This window comes from Shewanella sp. 10N.261.52.F9, assembly GCF_041471165.1.
Taxonomy (GTDB): domain Bacteria; phylum Pseudomonadota; class Gammaproteobacteria; order Enterobacterales; family Shewanellaceae; genus Shewanella; species Shewanella marinintestina.
Genome location: NZ_JBFRNX010000022.1, coordinates 78831 through 96519, shown reverse-complemented (window position 1 = coordinate 96519; position 17689 = coordinate 78831). Strand labels below are relative to the sequence as shown.

General features: G+C 41.6%; 15 protein-coding genes. 8 read left to right on the top strand and 7 right to left on the bottom strand.

Annotation, left to right across the window (positions count from 1 at the left end; translation table 11 throughout):
- Positions 1 to 396: 396 nt before the first annotated feature.
- Complete coding sequence (gmhB, locus tag AB4298_RS14500) at positions 397 to 951, bottom strand: D-glycero-beta-D-manno-heptose 1,7-bisphosphate 7-phosphatase (RefSeq protein ID WP_249000106.1); 555 nt, start codon at positions 949 to 951, stop codon at positions 397 to 399.
- Positions 952 to 1113: 162 nt separating this feature from the next.
- Between gmhB and AB4298_RS14495 the strand changes: the two genes are divergently transcribed.
- Positions 1114 to 2418, top strand: a complete 1305-nt coding sequence (locus AB4298_RS14495) for an aminopeptidase P N-terminal domain-containing protein (RefSeq protein ID WP_371987258.1) — start codon at positions 1114 to 1116, stop codon at positions 2416 to 2418.
- Between the two features lie 259 nt (positions 2419 to 2677).
- On the opposite strand, the gene AB4298_RS14490 is transcribed toward AB4298_RS14495, so the two are convergent.
- The 3 genes from AB4298_RS14490 to AB4298_RS14480 all read right to left on the bottom strand — a co-directional run bounded on the left by AB4298_RS14490 (position 2678) and on the right by AB4298_RS14480 (position 5734).
- Entirely contained in the window at positions 2678 to 3220 is a 543-nt protein-coding gene (locus AB4298_RS14490; protein ID WP_371987257.1) for a DUF3016 domain-containing protein, read from the bottom strand.
- Positions 3221 to 3291: 71 nt separating this feature from the next.
- Positions 3292 to 4623, bottom strand: a complete 1332-nt coding sequence (locus AB4298_RS14485; protein ID WP_371987256.1) for an NAD(P)/FAD-dependent oxidoreductase — start codon at positions 4621 to 4623, stop codon at positions 3292 to 3294.
- A 70-nt stretch (positions 4624 to 4693) separates the two neighbouring features.
- Complete coding sequence (locus AB4298_RS14480) at positions 4694 to 5734, bottom strand: proline racemase family protein (RefSeq protein WP_371987255.1); 1041 nt, start codon at positions 5732 to 5734, stop codon at positions 4694 to 4696.
- A 177-nt stretch (positions 5735 to 5911) separates the two neighbouring features.
- Here AB4298_RS14480 and dapA point away from each other — a divergent pair, with 177 nt between their 5' ends.
- From dapA to AB4298_RS14455, 5 genes are all read left to right on the top strand, one after another.
- The gene (gene dapA / locus AB4298_RS14475; RefSeq protein ID WP_249000111.1) at positions 5912 to 6826 is read left to right on the top strand and encodes a 4-hydroxy-tetrahydrodipicolinate synthase; all 915 of its coding nucleotides are present in this window, start codon (positions 5912 to 5914) and stop codon (positions 6824 to 6826) included.
- Between the two features lie 88 nt (positions 6827 to 6914).
- Complete coding sequence (locus AB4298_RS14470) at positions 6915 to 7916, top strand: 4-hydroxyproline epimerase (protein ID WP_371987252.1); 1002 nt, start codon at positions 6915 to 6917, stop codon at positions 7914 to 7916.
- Between the two features lie 41 nt (positions 7917 to 7957).
- Entirely contained in the window at positions 7958 to 9523 is a 1566-nt protein-coding gene (locus AB4298_RS14465; protein WP_371987251.1) for an aldehyde dehydrogenase (NADP(+)), read from the top strand.
- 316 nt (positions 9524 to 9839) lie between these two features.
- Positions 9840 to 10511, top strand: a complete 672-nt coding sequence (locus tag AB4298_RS14460) for a GntR family transcriptional regulator (protein ID WP_249000114.1) — start codon at positions 9840 to 9842, stop codon at positions 10509 to 10511.
- A 100-nt stretch (positions 10512 to 10611) separates the two neighbouring features.
- A complete protein-coding gene (locus tag AB4298_RS14455) occupies positions 10612 to 11676 on the top strand; it encodes a ketoacyl-ACP synthase III (RefSeq protein ID WP_249000115.1) in 1065 nt (354 codons plus the stop codon).
- Between the two features lie 60 nt (positions 11677 to 11736).
- Here the strand turns inward: AB4298_RS14455 and AB4298_RS14450 are convergent, their stop codons facing one another.
- On the bottom strand, positions 11737 to 12324 hold the full coding sequence (locus tag AB4298_RS14450) for a lecithin retinol acyltransferase family protein (protein WP_371987250.1): 588 nt from the start codon (positions 12322 to 12324) through the stop codon (positions 11737 to 11739).
- A gap of 275 nt (positions 12325 to 12599) precedes the next feature.
- Here AB4298_RS14450 and AB4298_RS14445 point away from each other — a divergent pair, with 275 nt between their 5' ends.
- Together AB4298_RS14445 and AB4298_RS14440 are read left to right on the top strand one after the other, a co-directional pair.
- Positions 12600 to 13133, top strand: a complete 534-nt coding sequence (locus AB4298_RS14445) for a heme NO-binding domain-containing protein (protein WP_249000117.1) — start codon at positions 12600 to 12602, stop codon at positions 13131 to 13133.
- A 22-nt stretch (positions 13134 to 13155) separates the two neighbouring features.
- The gene (locus AB4298_RS14440) at positions 13156 to 14925 is read left to right on the top strand and encodes a hybrid sensor histidine kinase/response regulator (protein ID WP_371987249.1); all 1770 of its coding nucleotides are present in this window, start codon (positions 13156 to 13158) and stop codon (positions 14923 to 14925) included.
- 29 nt (positions 14926 to 14954) lie between these two features.
- On the opposite strand, the gene AB4298_RS14435 is transcribed toward AB4298_RS14440, so the two are convergent.
- The gene (locus AB4298_RS14435) at positions 14955 to 15632 is read right to left on the bottom strand and encodes an exonuclease domain-containing protein (protein ID WP_371987247.1); all 678 of its coding nucleotides are present in this window, start codon (positions 15630 to 15632) and stop codon (positions 14955 to 14957) included.
- A gap of 50 nt (positions 15633 to 15682) precedes the next feature.
- Positions 15683 to 17530, bottom strand: coding sequence for a DUF294 nucleotidyltransferase-like domain-containing protein (locus tag AB4298_RS14430; RefSeq protein WP_371987246.1), 1848 nt, complete (start codon positions 17528 to 17530; stop codon positions 15683 to 15685).
- Positions 17531 to 17689 lie beyond the last annotated feature (159 nt).

The following is a 17689-nucleotide window of genomic DNA, read 5'->3' as shown; positions in this document are numbered from 1 at the left end:
AAGCGATGATTCTTTATACACTCTCGTGTTAATAACCATCTAATTGAACTTCTAAAGCGATTGTCACCTGAGGCTAATTTCCGTAGAAGTTAATCTCTCTAACACCGCTGCAAGTCCCTTACTACCTAGGTAGTTGGCCTGCTGTGCCGTGTCAGTGGATGCGCATTATAGGGAGTTCTCGCAGTAGCGCAAGGGCAGTTTTCAATAAAATTAGCTTTTTCGAATCAAACGAATAGTTATTGCACAACATGTGCTTTTTAACAGCGAAACGGTCTGTTTAACGTAGGAGTCGCTGGTTATACAAGTCCACCCTGTCAATAAGAGCTACATATAGCAAAACAAAAATGCCTCATAACTGAGTTATGAGGCATTACGTTTTACAGCTTAACTTGCACACTAGCCCTGATTAGCTAAATAGCCAGGCACATCGGCAATTGAATCTAAAACAACTGTGGCAGCGGCGATAGCATCATCAGTCACCGTCTTGCCAGTTCTAACTAAAATACGAGTTGGCACACCAGCAGCTTCAGCCGCTAACATATCATCGCGTTTATCACCCACCATGACAGATTGAGATAAATCTATTTTCAAAAATTGCGCTGCTGAATTGAGCATACCAGGCTTTGGCTTACGGCAATCGCAATCAATTTTGTATTCACCAATGCCTTTTTCAGCATGATGCGGACAATAATAGATCCCATCAAGCTCTACACCTTTGTCAACAAAGTTCCAATCCATCCACTCTGTCAGTGAATGAAATTGATCTTCGCTATACATTCCTCGAGCAATACCAGACTGGTTAGTCACGACAGCAAGCATATAGCCCATCTCTTTTAGAGATGAACACGCATCAAACACACCATCTATATATTCAAAATCATCAACCTGATGTACATAGCCGTGGTCTTGATTAATAACGCCATCTCTGTCTAAAAATACCGCTCGATTCACAATACATTCTCTCTAATATGCAATAGCTATTATTATTTCACTCCTTGCAACAAAATGCACCGTGAACTTGCTATAAAACGGTGAATATCGTGTAATGAATAAAATATACAACTTTCACAATCTGAATTGTAGCTGATTCAATTAATCGCTAGGGATAATAAGATGTCTAATATCTATCATCAAAGACGCTTTGAACTGCTTGAGCAGTTACCAAATGACAGTTTAGCCATCGTTGCAGGCTATCAGCAGAAAGTACGTAGCAAAAACATCAAATACCATTTTAGACAAGATAATGACTTTCTCTACTTAACAGGGTTCGACGAGCCCGATGCTATCGCAATATTGGTTAAGGGCGATGTAAACCAATACCTTTTATTTTGTCGACCTAAAGATCCCGCGCAGGAAGTAAGTTTTGGCGCCCGAGCAGGTGTTGAAGGGGCTGTAGCCATTCATGGTGCTGATAAAGCCTTTACCGTTGCCGAGTTCGAACAGACCCTACTGCTACTTCTACAACAAGTAAATACACTATATATAAGTGATGAACTTGGAAGATTTTCGTCACAACTCATTAGCTGGGTAAACCAGCAAAGACATCATTGTTCGTTTGATACGCCTAAGCGCTTCACTTCAATAAAGCCTTTAGCTGAAGTGTTACACAGCAATCGTGTAGTAAAGTCTCAAGACGAACTCGCTAAAATCCGTTCAGCGGTTTATGCATCTACAGCTGGACATAAGGCCGTTATGCAAGCTTGTAAACCCGGAATTAATGAACGAGAACTCTCATCACTATTTGATTTCACTATCGCCAAACATGGCTGTAACGATGTCGCCTACCCTAGTATTGTCGCCGGTGGTAACAATGCCTGTTGTTTGCACTATGAGGAAAACTGCTGTGAATTAGTTAATGGTCAGATGCTACTCATCGATGCAGGCGGTGAATTTGAGTATTATGCGGCTGACATTACTCGCAGTTACCCGGTAAATGGCCGTTTCTCTCCGGAGCAAAAAGTCATTTATCAATTAGTGCTTAAAGCACTCGATCAAGCTATCGAAAAAGTTTGCCCAGGCGCAGCTTGGAACTCACTCTATGAGACCTGTATGCAAGTTATGGCAGAAGGGCTTAAAGAGCTCGGTCTCTTATCCGGTTCGATAGACGAAATCATGGAAAATGAGTCTTATAAACGCTTTACCGTCCATAAAACCGGTCATTGGTTAGGAATGGATGTCCATGATGTCGGCCCTTATCACAACAATAAAGGTCAATTTCGGACATTAGAAGCCAACATGGTATTTACTATTGAGCCAGGGATCTATATTCCACTTGATGCGACAGATGTTCCCGAGGCCTATCGTGGCATGGGGATCCGCATTGAGGACGATATTTTAGTCACAAATAATGGATACGAAAACCTATCAGTTGATGTACCAAGAAGCATAGAAGATATTGAAGCTTTAATGGCAAGCTAGAACCTATTTAAACGCATCAAGGGCGATAGAAATGAACACCCTACAAAAGCTAATTATTGGCGAGAGCACGGTATTAATCGCCTTTCTGCTCTTTATAGGCTCATATTGGCATAGTGCTTTGCACTTTATCGTAACTATTGCCTTACTATAAGGCACTCAGATTACAAAATTCAGTGTAATCGCTTTTAAATGTTCACCAAAACTAACTCGATATATAAAGGGGCGTAAACTACGCCCCCTTTTGCCATGCTAGAGACAATCAATTAGCTAATATAGGCTCTACGTTTTTCTTAAACCAATCTGTCAGTAAGTCAGCCTCGTAAGGAAAAGGGTCATTACCAACCTGCTGAATTCCCATTAAGTAACCCATATCTTTAAGCTTTTCACTACCAGAGCTAATCACATTACCATTGTCAGTCAATGTGTACTCAAAAGCGACCTTAGGCGGATATAAGTCACTAACGATTCGAACTTCATCTGCAGTTCCACCAAATGTAGGTTGTAAATCCCCCGCTAAATCAACATTAGTAACGATTAGCTCAAGTTTTTGTTGTGCCGATAAATGCTTATTAGCTAATTTAGCCAGCTCTTTGGTCAACTGGGTAAATAAGTATTCTTCAAATTTAGACTGCACACCAATTGTCGCTTCAACATCACTAAAGTCAGCCGGGTTTTGCCACATAATCGAAACCCTGCCATCCTCCGTCAGCAAATTTTCAGAGGTAGATTGCTCATTATTTTGAGCACAGCCACTTATAAATAGTGGTGTAGCGATTGTCATAAATAAAAGAAAATTTTTCATAATGGCTCCGTTATGTTCCACTCTTTATATTTATAACGCAGATCTCTAATTTTGCTAACCTTCATTTATGACTAATTAAACCTGTCAATGCGATAAGGTCCTAAATCTATGGTTGTTTGTTCCCCTAACACCTCTTGACGTAAAAGTTTTGCCGTAATAGCAGACCAAGTTAAGCCAAGATGTTGGTGCCCAAATGAGAAAAACACATTAGCTTGTTTTTGACTGCGACCAAGTATAGGTAGGCTATCTGGTAATGATGGTCGAAACCCCATCCATCGAATACCGTCACTTGCGGATGCAATTGCAAACAAATCGGGCAGCAATGCTTTAGCATGATGAAATAAGCAATCTGCTCTGGCATCAACCAAAGGAGCTTGTAAGCCTCCAAACTCTACAGTTCCAGCTAAGCGCGTCCCATCGCTCATTGGAGTAACAATAAACTTGCGATTATAGGAAGCTACAGGTCTAGATAAACAACTTTTTTGTGGCATCATCAAGTGGTAGCCTCGCTCTGTTTCCAGTGGTATCGAATAACCTAGTTGTTTAGCAATAGGTTTTGACCACGCCCCCGCAGCAATCACCAACCTATCAGTGTTTTTGCTAATACCAGACTTCATTTGCAACTGTATATTTGAACTTGTTTCACTCGTATAGACTTCAACAACCTCCTCAATGATCAAATTTCCGCCTAACGCTCTAAATTTAGCCTCAAATGCTTGGCATAAACGATATGGATCGCTTGTATGGCCAACTTGAGTAAAATATAAGCCATTAGTGATATGTTGACTTAATGAGGGCTCTAACGCCCTCACTTGTTCGCCACTAAATAGCTGAACCTCTATATCAGCGTCCGCATATGCTTGGTACTCTTTTTTAACCTCTTCTATTGGCGTCCCCTCAAATACTAACAGGCTACCATTCATCACTAATAAATCTTCGCAACCACAAAAGCTTGCTAAAGATTTCATAGCTGCAATAGCATCTTGATTGAGTACTTTAATAGCACGACTATTTTTAGATCTGCGTGAAGGCAGCATATTTTGCAAAAAACGCATAAACCAAGGTAATGCTTTTAAAAAATACTGCGGCTGTACCCGAAAAGGCCCTAAGGGATCCATTAACATTTCAGGTAGCTTTGGCAGCATTGTCGCGTCGGCTAACGGAAAAACTTGTTCGGTAGCAAAATGCCCTGCATTGCCTTTAGACGCGCCTGTACCCGCGCCTTCTTTATCAATCACTGTGACATTAAAACCTTCGCGTTGCAGCTCAATTGCCGCAGCTAATCCAACTATACCAGCACCTACAATAGTTAGATTACCTAAGTGCTGTTGGCGATTACTTTGATGACACTCTCTTTCACTATTAGTCAAAGTTTGAGTCGCCTTATCACTACGACTAATCATATCCTTGTCTCCAATTCAGATGCTTTCTCTATGGTGTTTTTTATAACATTACATAATAAAGTTCGCGGGTTTAGCGCAACATAAAACCTTGCTGAAATACATCATCTGGATCGAGTAAAAACAGATGTTTACCTGTAATATAAGAGCGACCGGAAACTTCAGGGATCACCGCAGCCTTACCATAGAAGTCAGTCTCAGTTCGCGCAGTAACAATCATGCGTCCATCGACAATACTCTCAATCATCAAAGGAGTATTTAACGCTACCTCCCCCCTTGCATGTAATAAAGCGATCCGCGCAGAAACGCCTGTACCAGTGGGCGAACGGTCAACTTCACCATCGGCGAAAATACATACATGGCGAGAATGAGCTTCAGGATTGGTGACTTTTTTAGAGGTGAAAATAACGCCATATAAGAAGCTCAAATCGTCTTCTAATGGATGCGTTAAAGTATGAGTTTTGATGATGCTTTGCTTTATCCGACGACCTAAATCAATTAACTGCGCCACATTGTCCTGTCCGCAATTAATTTCATAATAATCTGCATCAACATAAGCATAATAAGCGCCGCCAAAGCCTATGTCATAGTTAACCTCGCGAAAACCTTCGACGTTAACGCTGCAATTTAACCCATCAGCCCAAGAATCGACATTTTCAAAACTAGCATGGATTTTACCTAAAGCATCACGATGCGCTTTAGCAGTTATAAGCCCTGCAGGAGAATCAATTTTTATCACTCGTGGCGTATCATGCAACTCGATAGTGGCAGTTTCACACATGACTTTTACCAAAGCCAATATGCCATGACCACACATGCTGCTATAACCTTCATTATGTAAAAACAGCACGCCGAAATCCGCTGACTCAGTAACAGGTTCAGTTATGAGTGCCCCATACATATCAGCATGGCCTCTAGGCTCATGCATTAATAGCTTACGATAAACGTCCAAATTCTCTAGCACGTACTGACGCTTTTCTAAAATAGTGGCCCCTTTTATCTCTGGATAACCAGAGACAATAATTCTCAACGGCTCGCCTTCTGTGTGCGCATCTATAGTCATAAACTCTTTGAAATGAGCAGCCAATTCATGACTAATTGTGATCGAGTGCATATTTTTATTGCTCCAATTTAATTATTTGGATATTGTATACAATAATTCCTGTGGTTTTAGTAGCATTATTTCAAATACATTCCGTAAACAAATAGGTTTCAATTTGAAAACATGCGTATACAATATACGAATCCACATATAACTCCAAACGCTACATAGCAGTAATAGAGGCTTAATATGAACGTAAATTGGCAAGGTGTTTTTCCAGCGATCTCTACACAGTTTAACCAAGATGGTTCTATCAACTACGAGTCAAATGCCCGTATGTTGGAAGATCTGATCAGAGACGGTATCGACGGGATTATTGCGTTAGGCACTATCGGCGAGAATGCCTCACTTAGCCCAGAAGAAAAACGTGAGTTTATCAAGCACACTGTCGACACTGTTAAAGGACGGATCTTGGTTCTTTCTGGCTGTACAGAAAACACAGCAGAAGCAGCTTCTCTTTACGCTCAAGATATTGAAGAGCTGGGCGTTGATGGTCTAATGCTTCTTCCAGCGATGGTTTACCGTGGTACAGATCGTGAGGTTGTCACTCATTATCAAACTGTCGCACGCTCAACGAAACTACCTATTATGATCTACAACAATCCTGTTAGTTATGGCGTCGATATCAATCTCGAAATGACAGCGATTCTTGCAGAAGAAGACAATATTGTAGCTATCAAAGAATCGACAACTGATACCCGTCGACTAACAGAATTACAAAGCCGATTTGGCGAACGCTTTAACATTCTTTGTGGTGTTGACGATATTGCTCTAGAAAGCTTATTACTCGGTGCCACCGGTTGGATCTCAGGCCTAACAAACGTGTTCCCCCGTGAATCTGTAACACTTTACAAGCTTGCCCGTGCTGGTCGTATTGAAGAAGCTCGCGAGATCTATCGCTGGTTTATGCCTTTATTACGCCTAGACACGATTCCAACATTAGTTCAATGCATCAAATTTGCAGAGCAAATCGTTGGCCGTGGTAGCGAAAATGTACGCTTACCGCGTTTACCTCTTATCGACGAAGAACGTGTATACGTTGAACAAGTTATTGCTCAGGCACTAGCAACACGTATTAATCTCGATAAATACAACATCGACTAAAAAGACCCAAAACCTCCAAGTCAGCCGTTTAATACTAATTAAGCGGCTGAGTGTGCTAACTAAAACAATAAACCATGGAGTGGATTACATGCTGAAAGGCACTTTTTTTTGTGTTGACGCCCATACCTGTGGCAATCCTGTAAGACTCGTGACAAGTGGCCACCCTAACCTACGTGGCAAAACGATGAGCGAAAAACGCCAGCACTTTCTTCAAGAATTTGATTGGGTACGTAAAGCATTAATGTTTGAGCCTCGCGGCCACGATATGATGTCAGGCGCATTCCTCTACCCTCCTTGCTCAAATAACGCAGACGCATCAATTTTATTTATCGAAACCAGTGGCTGTTTGCCAATGTGCGGTCACGGCACAATAGGCACGATTACCGCAGCAATTGAGTCAGGCTTACTCATTGCTAAAGCGCCAGGTAAGCTGATAATTGATGTCCCTGCGGGGCAGATCAATATCGACTATCAGCAAACAGGTGGAAAAGTGGACTGGGTTAAAATTTATAATGTTGCGGCCTATTTAGCCCATCAAGACCAAATTTTAGATATCCCAGGTTTAGGTGTACTCAAAGTCGATGTGTCCTATGGTGGCAATTATTATGTCATTGTTGATCCACAAGAGAACTTTCCCGGGCTACGACACTGGAGCGCTGGTGACATATTAAAGTGGAGCCCAATAGTTAGAAAGGTTGCCCAAGAGCAACTCACTTGCATTCATCCGGATGATCCAACCGTAAATGGCGTTAGCCATGTACTTTGGACCGGCGATACCATTAATGACGGGTCCAATGGCGCTAATGCTGTATTTTATGGTGACAAAGCCATTGACCGTTCGCCATGCGGAACTGGTACCAGTGCTCGAATGGCACAGTTATTTACCAAGGGATTGTTGCACGTCGGCGATGAATATACCCATGAAAGTATTATTGGCAGTCAGTTTATTGGCCGAGTTGAAGCAGTAACGACAGTAGGTCCCCACCAAGCAATTATGCCAAGCATAAAGGGCTGGGCAAGGATCATAGGTAAAAATGCCATTACTGTTGATGATTCAGATCCTTATGCATACGGATTCCAAGTTGTTTAACCGGATAATTTCTTAATGAGTGTTAACACTCAGGAGCAAACATGACAGATTTAAACAAAGTAACTATCACTGGCCAACACTTTATAAGTGGTACATGGACCAGTGAAGCAACAGATTTTAATAGCATCAACCCGGTTACCAATGAGGCGCTTCCATACCGCTTTGCAAACGCGAGCCAGTCGATTGTTGAGTCTGCCGTTGTATCAGCTAAGCAAGCATTTATAAAATATCGTGGTATAACAGCCGAAAGCCGTGCTGCATTTCTAGAGGCTATTGCCGATGAGATCCAAGCTGACATAGAAGCCATTACACAAACAGCCCATTTAGAAACGGGGTTACCGATGGCTAGATTACAAGGTGAAACCGGTCGTACATGTGGTCAATTAAGACTATTTGCTGGCAACCTAAGAAACCCTATAGATAGTCGTTATGTGGATTTAGCCAATGCAGAAAGACAGCCACTGCCTAAGCCTGATACCAGACTGACCACTTTGCCGCTTGGTCCTGTAGCCGTCTTTGGTGCATCGAACTTTCCATTGGCATTTTCAACCGCTGGCGGCGATACAGCATCAGCTCTTGCTGCAGGCTGTACTATTGTGGTTAAAGGCCATCCTGCACATGCCGCAACCAGTGAATTAGTTAGCGGAGCCATTGAACGCGCAGCATTAAAGTGTGATATGCCTGCTGGAGTATTTAACTTAATACAAGGTTCCTCACCAGAAGTTTCGACCCAACTAGTGACTTCTACAGCGATTAAAGCTGTTGGTTTTACCGGCTCACTTAAAGTCGGTCGGATTTTATCCGACCTTTGTGCAGCGCGCCCTGAACCCATTCCATTTTATGGTGAGCTGGGCTCAACAAACCCACAGTTTATATTAAGTCATATTCTCGAAGAACAAGCCGAAAGCTTAGCTTCAACCCAAGTTCAATCAATGTTGATGGGCCATGGTCAGTTTTGTACTAGCCCTGGCGTAATTGTCGCAATAAAAGGAAACGCTTTAAACCGTTACAAGGCTACTCTTGCAGAAGATATTGCCCCACAAAGCGCTGCGAGTATGCTAAGCGCTGGCATAGCTAGCACTTATCAATCACAAATTGAATTGCTATTGACCAATTCACAGGTTGAGCTCATTGCCCAGGGTGAGTCATCTCCAGCCAATCATTTTACACGTCCAACAGCACTTAAAGTAACCGCGACCGACTTTATAAATTCAACGGAAATTCAGCAGGAAGTTTTTGGCCCATGTGCAGTATTGGTTGAGTGTGATGATGAGGCCCAAATGCAATTAATTGCCGAGCAACTTGAAGGCCAGTTAACAGCATCAATACACGGTTTAGACTGTGAGTTAATCGCGAATCAAGACTTAATAGAAGCTATTGCTTTTAATGTGGGCCGTTTAATATTCAATCAGATGCCAACAGGTGTCGAAGTTTGTCATTCAATGAATCACGGCGGACCATACCCAGCTAGCACAGACAGTCGCACTACATCTGTTGGTTCTGCAGCAATGGCAAGGTTTGAGCGCCCGATCTGCTATCAAAATATGCCAAAGACATTATTACCACAACGTGTCATTGAAGGAGAAACAGGCGTAAAAAGCTTTTAAACGCTGATGCTCAAACTTATAACTAAGTTCAGCGTGTTCAGTTTATAGGGATGAATGTTTTAGACGACTATATAATTGCGCGGAATGAGCATAAGCCCGCGCAAGGGTTTTTGAACGAGCAAGCCAATAATGGACTTTTAATATAAAGCATCATTAAAAGGTAAAACCGCATGCTTAGTGCCTTATATTATTAAGAGTTGCAATGAAAAATGGCAAAAATATGAAAGGGAAAGCCTCGGTTACCCTTTCATTATTTTGACATAAGCGGTACCCTAGGACGGATCAACTTGTATAAATAACAAAAAAATCGGGCACTATGAGCAAAACAACACCTATCGTCCATAAGACTCGCACACAAATTGTGGTTGAAGTGCTTAGGGAAAAAATCCTTTCCGGTGAAATCGCAGCGGGTAAACCTCTACGTCAAAGCGCCTTAGCTGATGAGTTGAATGTTAGCCGAATTCCAGTAAGAGAAGCCTTACTCCAATTAGAGGCCGAAGGTTTAGTTAAGTTTGAAGCCCACAAAGGCGCAACAGCAACACTTTTGTCTGTTGAACATGTTACCGAGCTTTTTGATTTACGAGCTTTGATTGAAGGTGATTTACTCGCCAAGTCTATTCCGAACCTAACAGAAGAAGATCTCAACAAAGCTGAGAGTATCCTTCATGAAATGGATGCGGCTTTCCAAGATGAAGAACAAGTTGAAAACTGGAGTGGTTTAAACGCACAGTTTCACACTTGCCTTTATAGCCCAGCAAATCGCCCTCATACCCTTGAAGTTGTTCAAGGTTTAAATACTAGCTGCGATCGCTATATTCGTTTACAACTGTTTTTAGCAAGCGGTGTGCCTAAAGCACAACAAGACCACCGTGAACTACTTGAACACTGTAAAAACAAAGAAGTGGATAAAGCCGTTGCTCTTTTACGCGCACATATTTTACATGCAGCAGAAGCTATCCGCATATTAGTGAGCCAACAAGACGACTAGCTCACTGTTTGATTAGCATGTTCCTTGCTAAGCTTAGCTTATACAGATCCCATAAGGCAGAGCTCAGGTTCTGCCTTTTAAATTTATAGAGAATACCTAGATGCAGTACGCCACTATTACTGGTTGGGGAAAGTGTGTTCCGCCTGCCACATTAACAAACCACGATCTTTCAACATTTATCGAAACCTCTGATGAGTGGATCAAACCACGCACTGGGATCAGCCAACGCCATATCAGCCATGTAGATACTTCAGAGCTAGCTTCTGTTGCAGCTAAAAGAGCACTAGCGGCGGCTGGTATTGACGGAAGCGAGCTAGATATGATTATTCTTGCTACTGCTACTCCTGATACCTTGATTCCAAACATCGCGTCAACAGTACAAGCTAACGTAGGTGCAACATGCGCCGCCTTTGACATTAATGCTGCCTGTAGTGGTTTCTTGTATGGTTTAGGTTTAGGTAGCTCACAGATAAAAAGTGGTCAGTGTAAGAAAGTATTAGTGATCGGTGCCGAACGCCTTTCATTCTTCTTAGACTGGTCTCGTCGTGATACTGCCGTACTTTTTGGTGATGGTGCTGGTGCTGTTGTGCTTGAAGCAACAGACGAAGCAATTGGTGTATTAGGCTATGAGCTTAATAATGATCCAGATGGTCGCGATATTTTAAAAGCCGGCTTTGGTACTGCAATGGACCGCTTCGAAGCATCGTCTTTAGATTTTTATATTGAGTTTAACGGTCAAGAGATCTTTAAACGTGCCATTGCGGGTATGGGTAAATTAAGCACTAAAGTTATCGAAAAGTGCGGTATCGATAAAGAAGAAATCGACTGGGTTATTCCGCATCAGGCTAACGAACGTATTATTGATACGCTAATTAGTCGCATGAAGATCCCGAAAGAAAAAGCAGTGGTTAACATTGCTAACTACGGTAACACATCAGCTGCGACCATCCCTATTGCTATTTGTGATGCGCTTGAACAAGGAAAAATCCAGCCAAATCAAACAATTTTATCTTGTGCGTTTGGTGCAGGCCTCACATCTGCAGCTGCGTTAATTAAATGGGGCGATCGAGTCACACCAATTAACAGTAGCAATGCAGAGTTACCACCTTGTGATAAAACAGGTATTGAGCTAGTTGCCAAAGCTGTAAAACACTTTTGTGGCTAGAAATTAAAAGCTAACCATACCAAAAAAACACCGATTAATATCGGTGTTTTTTTATACTTTTCACTTAACGCATAAATCAATTTCATCCCAATAAATCGCCTCAGAAAAATAACCACCTATTTTATTGTTCAGCTTACTAAAGCTAGAAACTACGCTGTCTTCTCCACTTAAACAGTGCCATACAAAACGATGGCAATTATTATCAAATAAATCGTAATCACGATAACTGAATATGGCGTGTTTCGCGTTGTTAAGAGTCTGCGTGGCGATTAATGCTTGATGTTGATGATTACACGCTTGGTAGATCCTGCTGCCACTGCGGCCAACAAGAAAACGCTCGACAGATACAGCTCTAACTAAGCCGCTACCGTGCAGTTCCACCAGCGTGTTATCACCAATCCAAATTCCGGTATGTTCAATCACGCCAAATACAAAACAGCAAACAATAGAGCCAGGTACCGGCTGCACTCTTTTATCACCAGTTTTCCATAAACTAGGTGATAACTCTGCAGACTGACCATCAACATGACTCTTGGCCGCTTTGCCCTCCAAACGCTTTCGTGCGACCTCTTTTTGCTTCTCTTTTTCTTCTGCAACAATTGCGACACCAATCGCTGCGGCGCCTAACCATATTAGTGGCAATGCCATATCCGCTTCCTTACTTTGTCGTCGTAAAATCAAAGGTGAACAGTGGAATTAAGCAAGCATAGTTGCTTTGTTTAAATAACTTATAGAAGATGTCATAGCTGTTGAATAGCAAAAATGTAACCAAAATTAATATCTATCGTTAGCGCTAAAATGCGTCATCACTTTATGAAGCGTAAGATCATTAGCGATAAATACCGATAATATTTGGCTAACACATTGAATAATTTCTTTTAATACACTACTTTAAATAATGAGCAGTTGATAAGGAGCGCGATATGAAAGGGATTATTTTTGCTGAGTTTTTAGATCTTGTTGAAGATACATTCGGGCTAGAAACTTGCCAAAAAATGCTTGATGAAAATCAAAATGATGGCGTATACACCAGTGTTGGCACCTATGACCACAAAGATCTGGTAAAACTGATTGTCACCTTAAGTAAACTCACTGGTGTTTCACCTGAAGACTTACAACAGGTTTATGGCAAATCTATTTTTAAAACTCTCTATAAAAGTATGCCAGGGCTTGAGGGGAAAGCTGATTCAACCTTCGCTTTTATCAACAGCGTCGAAGAATATATTCATATTGAAGTCAAAAAGCTGTATCCAAATGCTAACCCACCAACCTTTAAATTTATTAGTGCCACAGAAACTCAGTTGGTAATGGATTATGTGTCTGCCCGCTGTATGTCTCATGTCTGTTTGGGTCTAATTCAAGGTTGCGCCGACCATTTCAATGAAACCATAAACATTGAAATGGCACCGATTACAGCAGATCATTCAGAAGTTCGTTTTACCATAACAACCGTTTAGTTTTAAAGATTGAGCACTATTTATGCCAAATGAAGACATCAATCAATTAACTGAAAAGGTTTGCTTACTCACGAGAAAAATTGAGCGTGAAAAGGCTGCCAAAAAAGCAGCTGAAAAACTGTTAGAAGAGAAAAGTCGCGAACTGTATACCGCTAAACAACTTGTCGAAAACTCGCTAGTTCATATCAAAGAAAAGTCCGAGCAAGACATTGCACTGCTACAGTTTAAAACCTATTTAGAGTCTATCCTGCTTGACTTCAACCAAGTGTTTTTACAAAAACCGATCACTAATATCTTATTACAACGCCTATTAGATGATCTCATTGGCGTTGATGAGATAAAGGCAAGTAAAATAAGATTTAAGTCATTGGACGATACAGGTAAATTCAAATCATTTTATGCAGGAGACAAATCACTAGTCAAAGGCGACAGCTCTATTTCATCACCGCTATTTTGGAGTAATAACCATCGCCAGATAAAAATTATCATTAATTCTGAAGATGTGATCCTAGGTAGCCTAACGTTAGTCATTGATTCACCAATCTCTTGGCAACATACTATTGAAAAACAACTTCTCTTGTTTTGCGACATGATTAGCGCAGCCCATCGACGCCAAGAGTTACTTGCCCGTACTATTGAAGAAAAGCAACGTGCAGAGAACTCAGAGCAATCAACTCGAGATTTCGTCGCCATGATTAATCATGAGCTTAGGACACCGTTAAATGGTCTATTGGGATCTGCTGAGCTCATGAGCGACACAAAATTATCTCCCCACCAGCAACAGTTATTGAGCACAATGCATCAATCGGGTGAGTTACTACGCGTCATCATTAATGATTTACTTGATTTAAGTAAGATGAGTGCCGGTATGCTACAAATTGTAGAGGTTGATTTCTCGCCTCGAAAGCTCTGCAATATGATCTATGATATTTTCAAACTACGTACCGAAGAGTTTGGCCTCGAGTTTATTTTTAACTATCAAGAAAGTATTCCTAAAAGGCTATTGGGGGATCCTGATCGTATTAAACAGTTACTGGTAAACCTAATTGGCAACTCAATTAAATTTACTGAGGCCGGCAAGATCAGCGTAAATATCGAGTGGAAAAATAACCAATTTTGTTTTTCAGTGGCCGACACTGGCTGTGGTATTCCCAAAGATAAACTCGATACCTTATTTGACCCTTTTACGCAGGTTAATAACTCCAGTAACCGCGCTTTCGAAGGAACAGGCTTAGGCTTAGCCATCTGCAAACATTTAGTTGACGAAATGCACGGTGAAATGAGTTTAGTCTCTGAGCTGGGTCATGGGACGCAGTTTGATATAAGCCTACCCCTCAAACAAATTAGCACTCCGAGAGTACAAATTGACGCTGCAGAAACATGCTTCCCAATCGAGAAACTTTCTTTACTTGTTGTTGAAGATAGCGCAGTAAATCAAGTGTTAATCGAGATGATCCTTGCTAAGTTTAAGATTAAGCCTACGATTGCTAGCAACGGACTTGAAGCGATTCAATTTTTAGCTGAACACCAAGTCGATATCGTTTTTATGGATTGCCGTATGCCTGTAATAGACGGTTTCGAGGCCACCCGAAAGCTTCGAGAAAGTGGCTATCACAAACCAATTATTGCTTTAACGGCCAGCACGACCTCAACCGAGACTGAACAGTGTTTTGAGTGTGGGATGGATGAGATAGTTAATAAGCCCTATCAAAAAGATGATATTAGAAGTGCATTGATCAAATGGGGCAAAATATTGGAACAACGCCAATCTTCAGCCGAACTCAATAAATAACACTGTTGAATAACCGTATTCAGCCAAAACTAACCTAATAGATCTGCTAAGTTCAACTTCTCATTACCTGCAATGCTTGCCATTTGCGCAAGCAACAATTCACCACAAGCTAAAGCATCAACGGATGCATTATGCCCAGCATAAACTGGTAAGTTATAACGCTGCCTACACGCATCTAAGCGCAATGTGCCTTCTTTAATTACATCATGTTTACGTAACAAGCGTTTTCTTTCAATTGCCATTGTATCAATGGCTACAAATGCGAGACTTTGATGATAACTACGGATCATTTCAGCTTTTAAAAAACAAAGATCTAACGGTGCATGATGGGCCACTAGAACATGTCCCTTTGTTTGTGTTAAAAACCAGTCCATTGCTTGTTTCGCGCTTACCGCTTGAGCTAACTGCTGATCAACAATTCCATGAATGGTCGCACTATTGCCAACACTTCCAACAATTTTAACTAGCAAATGTTTTGCTTTCGCAACCTCTAGTACCCCAGCCGTTATTGGAATTAGCCCTATACTCAAAATTTGATCAAACTGACTATCTAGGCCAGTCATCTCTAAATCAAAAGCCATTAACGGAATATCAGCCACAGGCTTAGTTATAAGCGGGATTAAGGCCTGATAATATTCAGCTATCTCTTCTTGCTTACATAAAGCCGCTTTTATTTGCAGCCGAGTCTTTAAATAAAAATGTCTCAATCTACAACTCTCATGGTTTAACTAAATTGGCTAACATTTAGCTGCCAACATTAATAACTACGCATCATCTTTAGTTTTAACCCAACTTGCCCGTCATGTACGACTTTAAACGCATCGCGTAACTGGTGGCGGATCAAAGAAGACACATTATGGGGTAATAGATAATTAGTAATCGGTAACGAATGCGTATGTTGATACCCTTGATTAGACAACCTCATATGCGCAATAAACTCATGAGCATCGGCAAGATTTAGTGCATCTTTGCGATTAATAATATTTTGCTCCATTAAGGCTCTTATCCGCTTAGCGGTATTAACCTCTTTAATGCCAGCGGATAACGCATAAACCCGAGCGATATCATTAATTAGTGCACTTCCTTTATGCTTAAGATCTATCCCTTTCACTTCGGAGCCATCACGCTCAAGAACAAACTTTCTAAAAAATCCCAGTGGCGGCGCACTCGTAAGTGAGTTTCCAGTTAAGCCTGCAAGAAATATGTCATTGCCTTTGGTACTGCTCAGTACCGTATCTTGGAGCCCATCAAACAAGCTTTGTGGACCACAAATAGAACGCATATCAAAAAAGATACTGGCATGCATTAACGCTTTAGGTTCTGGCGTATTGACCCACTTGTCAAATACTAGCTTCCATTGCTCCAATGACATCCGCCATTTAGGATTCTGCGCCATAATATCACCTGGACAGTATATGTAACCGCATTCGTCTAATCCTTTACACACCGCTTTTGATAATGCTTCAAAATACCCTTTTGCGCTGTCATCCGGCTCATGAGCAAGCAGTAAGCCGTTATCTTGATCTGAGCAGGCAGCTTGATCTTGTCGGCCCTGAGAGCCAAAAGCTAACCAGCAAAATGCCATTGGTGCCTTACCCAATACTTGCTGATTTAATACAATTAGTCGCCGAGTGAGTGCATCGGTAACTGAAGTTAACACTCTGCCAATCTCTTCTGCTCTAGCATCCGCACTGATTAAGTTTTGCAATAGTAATGGGATCTGTTTACTCACTTGAATGAGACTAGGTAAGTCGTTTTGTCGTTCAATTTCACCTATCAACAAAAGAGGTTGCGAGCTTTGCCCTCGCAAAATATCTGTACTGGTGACAACCCCTGTGGCCACGCCGTTATCTACAACGGGCAAGTGATGAACATTGTGTTCACTCATCATTAACATAGCTTCAAAGACTAACGCATTAGGCTCAATAGATACTGGTGTTGTCGTCATAGCTTGATGTACCGGTAAGCTACCATCGAGGTTTTCAGCTAGCACTCGATTACGCAGATCTCTATCGGTTAATATTCCCACCAGCTTATTGTTATCAATCACCAACACTGAGGACACTCTAGCGCTACGCATCAATTTACTAGCATCAGCGACTGATGCTTTCATATCAATACTCAAAGGTGACTTCGACATCAAACTAGTAATCCGGCTTGTCGTTGTAAGATCTTTCGCCTTGAATCGACCTTGATTACGCAGGCGTTTGGCAAAAGCACGATTGAAAAACCGATCAAACTCACGGCTTTGCTGCCGGAAGAAATCAAATATTTCTGGCGGTAAATGATATACCAAGCCATCTTCTAAAATAGCGACTCGATTACTGGCCTCCTCACCCGATAGCAATGACGGAAAGCCAAAGTAATCCCCCTCACCTAATCTATCGAGCAGCTCACCATTTTTGTCACGTACTTCAAAAGCACCACTACGGACAATATACAACTGTGGATTATCGGGATCTAATGGCACGTGACTAGAGGCTTTACTGTAATAACCTATGGTTAATGCCTGACAGCAGCGGGTTAATGCGGCTTCATCTAAAGAGTCAAACGGCACTCTGTCTTGCAAAAAATGCGTGATGGGCTGAAGTTCACTCGCATCCATTATATTATCACTCCGACAAACCAATCCTTTTGCTACTATATAATGCTTTGTCGCTAAGGCTCCATTCGACCAAAGGCCAGCACTAACCATATACTTTTACAGCCACAAAAAAGAGCGCCGAAGCGCTCTTTTAAATCACACCCACTTTTCTATAACATT

Excerpts from the sequence above, each read along its gene's own strand:
- AB4298_RS14495 (WP_371987258.1), top strand. The coding sequence starts at position 1,114 with ATGTCTAATATCTATCATCAAAGACGCTTTGAACTGCTTGAGCAGTTA.
- AB4298_RS14490 (WP_371987257.1), bottom strand. The coding sequence starts at position 3,220 with ATGAAAAATTTTCTTTTATTTATGACAATCGCTACACCACTATTTATA.
- AB4298_RS14485 (WP_371987256.1), bottom strand. The coding sequence starts at position 4,623 with ATGATTAGTCGTAGTGATAAGGCGACTCAAACTTTGACTAATAGTGAA.
- AB4298_RS14480 (WP_371987255.1), bottom strand. The coding sequence starts at position 5,734 with ATGCACTCGATCACAATTAGTCATGAATTGGCTGCTCATTTCAAAGAG.
- dapA (WP_249000111.1), top strand. The coding sequence starts at position 5,912 with ATGAACGTAAATTGGCAAGGTGTTTTTCCAGCGATCTCTACACAGTTT.
- AB4298_RS14470 (WP_371987252.1), top strand. The coding sequence starts at position 6,915 with ATGCTGAAAGGCACTTTTTTTTGTGTTGACGCCCATACCTGTGGCAAT.
- AB4298_RS14465 (WP_371987251.1), top strand. The coding sequence starts at position 7,958 with ATGACAGATTTAAACAAAGTAACTATCACTGGCCAACACTTTATAAGT.
- AB4298_RS14460 (WP_249000114.1), top strand. The coding sequence starts at position 9,840 with ATGAGCAAAACAACACCTATCGTCCATAAGACTCGCACACAAATTGTG.
- AB4298_RS14455 (WP_249000115.1), top strand. The coding sequence starts at position 10,612 with ATGCAGTACGCCACTATTACTGGTTGGGGAAAGTGTGTTCCGCCTGCC.
- AB4298_RS14450 (WP_371987250.1), bottom strand. The coding sequence starts at position 12,324 with ATGGCATTGCCACTAATATGGTTAGGCGCCGCAGCGATTGGTGTCGCA.
- AB4298_RS14445 (WP_249000117.1), top strand. The coding sequence starts at position 12,600 with ATGAAAGGGATTATTTTTGCTGAGTTTTTAGATCTTGTTGAAGATACA.
- AB4298_RS14440 (WP_371987249.1), top strand. The coding sequence starts at position 13,156 with ATGCCAAATGAAGACATCAATCAATTAACTGAAAAGGTTTGCTTACTC.
- AB4298_RS14430 (WP_371987246.1), bottom strand. The coding sequence starts at position 17,530 with ATGGATGCGAGTGAACTTCAGCCCATCACGCATTTTTTGCAAGACAGA.